The organism is Mycobacterium colombiense, assembly GCF_003284975.1.
Taxonomy (GTDB): Bacteria; Actinomycetota; Actinomycetes; order Mycobacteriales; family Mycobacteriaceae; genus Mycobacterium; species Mycobacterium europaeum_A.
The window spans coordinates 1-4,786 of record NZ_QMEU01000180.1 but is presented as its reverse complement, the minus strand read 5'-3'; the positions used below and the strand labels follow the sequence as shown (position 1 = coordinate 4,786).

The following is a 4,786-nucleotide window of genomic DNA, read 5'->3' as shown; positions in this document are numbered from 1 at the left end:
CCGTCGACGCCGCTCATCCGGTGCAGCAGGGTCAGCACCTGGGCCGGGGTTCGGCCCTGCCGGAATGCGGCGACCGCCAGCGCGGTGCCGAACAGGTCGAGGGTCTCCAGCAGGCGGTGGCGCACGTCGGGCGGCACCGGAACGTCGGCGGCCAAGAATCCGGCGAAGGAGCCCTCGAAGCAGGCGGTGGCGCCGGGGTCGGCGGCGAGCGCCGACAGCGCCGTCCACAAGGTGCTGTCCAGGTCGTCGAGCGCGGTGAGCGCAAGCAGCCCGGTCATCGGCTCCATCGGCACGCCGACGCGCGCCGAGAGCTCGGTGCACCTCGCGCGCGCCGCCGCGGCGGGCCCGTCACCCCGGCCGGACAGCGAGCCCGCCAGATCGGCCTTGTTCAGCACCGCCAGCACCGGACGACCGGCCGCTGCGGCCTGGCCGATCGCCTGGGTGTCCTCGGGCTTGACCACCTCCGCGAGCACGTGGACCACCACGTCCGCCTCGCCATCCGCCTTCGGGTCCACCACCGCGATGCCCGCCGCGCGTCCCGCGCCGTCCAGCGCGCGGCGCACGGTGCGGCAGCCGACCCCCCGGCGGCCGCCCACAACCACGCGCAGCGGTGCGGCGGTGCGCTGCGCGATCGCCGCCAGGCGTGGGTCGACCTGGCCGGCGGCAAACCGCGCCAGCTCGTCGACGAAAGTCTGGTGTCCTTGTCCCCTCATATCCCGCCTGTTCGGTCCGGATGACCATCGTCCCGGCCGCGTCGAAACTACTGGGTGCTGCGCCGAGGCCGAGCGGTCCCACCGAATGGTGGCACCCGCGTCACCAAGAAGCGAGCCACCGTTAATCAGTTACCAGTTGAAGGCAACTGTTGGGTATCAATCCGGACCAGGGGCGGTTGCATCCGAGGTTTATAGGCCACCATGGACAAATGCATGCGCAGCGCGGGGTGGCGATGTCTGCTGACACGCCCTCGGGGGACTCGGACCGCCCCGACCAGCGCTATCTCCCCGCCACGGCGTTCCGGGCCCGGCGGGCGGCCCTGTCCGATGCCCAGCGTCAGACCTGGGAACGCCGCTGGCCGGAGCTCGGACTGTCGATAGGCGCCGCGGCCGACGAACCCGAAAACCCCGAACCCCCGCTGGATACCCGCGCCTGGTTCGGGCGCCGGGCGCCGGTGGTGCTCGAAATCGGTTGCGGCAGCGGCACATCCACGCTGGCGATGGCCAAGGATGAACCGGGCATCGACGTGGTCGCGGTGGAGGTGTACCGGCGCGGGCTGGCGCAGCTGCTGTGCGCGATCGACCGCGACAACGTGAGCAACATCCGGCTGATCCGCGGCAACGCCGTCGACGTGCTGCAACGCCTCATCGCGCCGGCGTCGCTGACCGGGGTGCGCGTCTTCTTCCCCGACCCGTGGCCGAAGGCGCGGCACCACAAACGCAGGTTCCTGCAGCCGGGCACGATTGGCTTGATAGCCGACCGGCTACTCCCTGGTGGTGTCCTGCACGTCGCGACGGACCACGCCGGCTACGCCGAGCACATCGCCGGGGTCGGCGCGGGCGAATCCCGGCTGCGCCCCGTCGATCCCAACGATGCGCTGCCGATCTCGGTCACCCGCCCGACCACCAAGTACGAGACGAAGGCCCAAGAAGCGGGCAGCGCCGTCACCGAATTCATTTGGCTTAGACGATGAGTAGGCGATGACTATGAGCCTGACCGAAGAGACCGCGGCGGGGGCCGAACCCGTCGCGCCGCCGGCGGTGCTGACCGGCGACGCGCTGGGCGGCTTGCCTCCCCCGGCGGGACGGGTGTTGCTGGTGTGGGACGCTCCGAACCTCGACATGGGCCTGGGCTCCATCCTGGGCCGGCGCCCGACGGCTCTGGAGCGCCCGCGGTTCGACGCCCTGGGACGCTGGTTGTTGGCGCGCACGGCCGAGGTCAGCGCTACCCGCCCCGGCGTCGTGGTGGAACCCGAGGCCACCGTCTTCACCAACATCGCGCCCGGCAGCGCCGACGTCGTCCGGCCCTGGGTGGACGCGCTCCGTAACGTGGGGTTCGCGGTGTTCGCCAAGCCGAAGATCGACGAGGACAGCGACGTCGACCGCGACATGCTGGCCCACATCGAACTGCGGCGCACCGAGGGGTTGGCGGCGCTGGTGGTGGCCTCCGCGGACGGTCAGGCTTTTCGCCACCCGCTGGAGGACATCGCCCGAACCGGGGTCAGCGTCCAGGTGATCGGATTTCGCGAACATGCGAGTTGGGCGCTAGCGTCGGATACCTTGGACTTCGTTGATCTGGAGGATATCGCTGGTGTCTTCCGGGAACCGTTGCCGCGGATCGGCCTAGATTCGCTGCCTGACCAGGGAGCGTGGCTGCAGCCGTTCCGGCCGCTGTCCGCGCTGTTGACCGCGCGTGTGTGACACTGGCTTGAAAAACCGAAAGATGCCGCGCGGGTCGTTAACGATCCAGTAAGGAGCTTGCGTGTTCGCCTGGTGGGGTCGAACTGTGTACCGGTATCGGTACATCGTGATCGGGGTCACGGTAGCTCTGTGTCTGCTGGGTGGCGTCTTCGGAATCAGCCTGGGCAAGCATGTTACACAGAGCGGCTTCTACGACGACGGCAGCCAATCGGTGAAGGCATCGGTGCTGGGCGACCAGACCTACGGCCGCGACCGCACCAGCCACGTGGTGGCCACCTTCACCGCTCCCAACGGAAAAACGGTCGATGACGCGGCGTGGCGGGACAAGCTCGTCGCAGAGCTCAACAAGTTCAAGACCGATCACCCCGACCAGGTCGTCGGGTGGGCCGGCTGGCTTGCGGCGCCCGACAGCACCAACCCGGTGATCAAGGGGATGGTCAGCGAGGACAGGAAGCACACCTTCGTGTCCATCCCGCTGAAGGGTGACGACGACGACAGCATCCTCAACAACTACAAGGCCATCGCCCCGGATCTGCAGAAGCTCAATGGCGGCACCGTGCAACTCGCCGGTCTCGAGCCGATCGCCAACGCCCTGACGGGCACCATCGCCACCGACCAGCGCCGCATGGAGGTCCTGGCGGTGCCGATGGTGGCGGTGGTCCTGTTCCTCGTCTTCGGGGGCGCGGTCGCCGCCGGCCTGCCGGCCATTGTGGGCGGCCTGAGCATCGCGGGCTCGCTCGGCATCCTGCGGCTGGTCGCCGTGTTCGGGCCCGTGCATTATTTCGCCCAGCCGGTGGTGTCCCTGATCGGCCTGGGTATCGCGATCGACTACGGGCTCTTCGTGGTGAGCCGGTTCCGGGAGGAGATAGCCGAGGGCTACGACACCGAGGCCGCGGTGCGAAGAACCGTGATGACGGCCGGGCGCACCGTGACCTTTTCGGCGGTGCTGATCATCGCGTCCAGCGCCAGCCTGCTGGTACTCCCGCAGGGCTTCGTGCACTCGCTGACCTACGCGATCTTCGCCGCGGTGGGCCTCGCCGCGTTGCTGTCGATCACCTTCCTGCCGGCCTGCCTGGGCATCCTCGGCCGTCACGTCGACGCGCTGGGCGTGCGGACCGCGTTCCGGGTGCCGTTCCTGCGGAACTGGAAGTACTCGCGGGCCTACCTCAACTGGCTGGCCGACCGGCTGCAGAAGACCAAGACCCGCGAAGAGGTCGAGGCCGGCTTCTGGGGCAAGCTGGTCAACTGGGTGATGAAAAAACCGCTGGCGTTCGCCATCCCGATCGCGGTCGGCATGATCCTGCTGGTCATCCCGCTCAGCAACCTGTCGTTCGGCGGCATGAGCGAGAAGTACCTACCGCCCGACAACCCCGTGCGCCTGGCGCAGGAACACTTCGACAAGCAATTCCCCGGCTACCGCACCGAGCAGCTGACCGTGGTGATCCAGAGCGACAACCACAGCAAGGTGACAGACCAGCAGGTCGCCGACATCCGCAACCGGATTTCTTCGATCGGTGGGTTCACTGACAAGACCTGGCAGGAACGGCCGTGTCCGACCATCGCCGGGAACCCCTGCGTCCCCGGCCCGAACGGCACCACGGTGCCCAAGGACGGCTCGGTGCGGGTGATCCAGAACGGCCTGGCCAACCGCAATGATGCCGAAAAGAAGATCGCCGAACTGCGGGCGGTGAACCCGCCGAAGGGCCTCAACCTGTATGTCGGCGGCACACCGGCACTCGAGCAGGACAGCATCCACAGCCTGTTCGACAAGGCTCCGCTGATGCTGGTGCTGCTGCTGGGCGCCACGCTGCTGTTGATGTTCCTGGCGTTCGGCTCGGTGGTGTTGCCGATCAAGGCCGTGCTGATGAGCGCGCTCACGCTAGGGTCGACGATGGGCATCCTGACGTGGATTTTCGTCGACGGTCACCTGTCCGGGGTGCTGAATTTCACGCCGACACCACTGATGGTGGTGGTGATCGCGCTGGTCGTCGCCGTCGGTTTCGGGCTGGCCACCGACTACGAGGTGTTCCTGGTCTCGCGGATGGTCGAGGCGCGCGAACGGGGCATGTCCACCGCCGAGGCCATCCGGATCGGCACCGCGACCACCGGGCGCCTGATCACGGCCGCCGCCCTGGTGCTGGCCGTGGTCGCCAGTTCCTTCGTGTTTTCCGACCTGGTGTTGATGAAGTATCTGGCCTTCGGCCTGATGGCGGCGCTGCTGCTCGACGCCACCATCGTGCGGATGTTCCTGGTGCCGTCGGTGATGAAGCTGCTCGGCGACGACTGCTGGTGGGCGCCGCGCTGGGCCCGCCGCCTGCAGAACAAGATCGGGTTGGGTGAGATCGACCTGCCCGACGAGCGCAAGCGGCCCA

Annotated in this window: 3 protein-coding genes and 1 pseudogene; 3 read left to right on the top strand and 1 reads right to left on the bottom strand. The window is 68.3% G+C overall.

Features of this window, described 5'->3' with window-relative positions; genetic code table 11:
* Positions 1-713, bottom strand: a pseudogene (locus DQP58_RS25795) (hypothetical protein); the annotation flags it as partial.
* 191 nt (positions 714-904) lie between these two features.
* On the opposite strand from DQP58_RS25795, the gene trmB reads away from it, so the two are divergent.
* The 3 genes from trmB to DQP58_RS25780 form a co-directional block, all read left to right on the top strand.
* A complete protein-coding gene (gene trmB, locus DQP58_RS25790) occupies positions 905-1,687 on the top strand; it encodes a tRNA (guanosine(46)-N7)-methyltransferase TrmB (protein ID WP_205869547.1) in 783 nt (260 codons plus the stop codon).
* Positions 1,688-1,700: 13 nt separating this feature from the next.
* Positions 1,701-2,414 carry an NYN domain-containing protein gene (locus DQP58_RS25785; RefSeq protein WP_112710890.1) on the top strand — a complete coding sequence of 238 codons (714 nt, stop codon included), beginning with the start codon at positions 1,701-1,703 and terminating at the stop codon, positions 2,412-2,414.
* A 61-nt stretch (positions 2,415-2,475) separates the two neighbouring features.
* A partial coding sequence (locus tag DQP58_RS25780) for an MMPL family transporter (RefSeq protein ID WP_133259443.1) occupies positions 2,476-4,786 on the top strand: 2,311 nt, incomplete at its 3' end.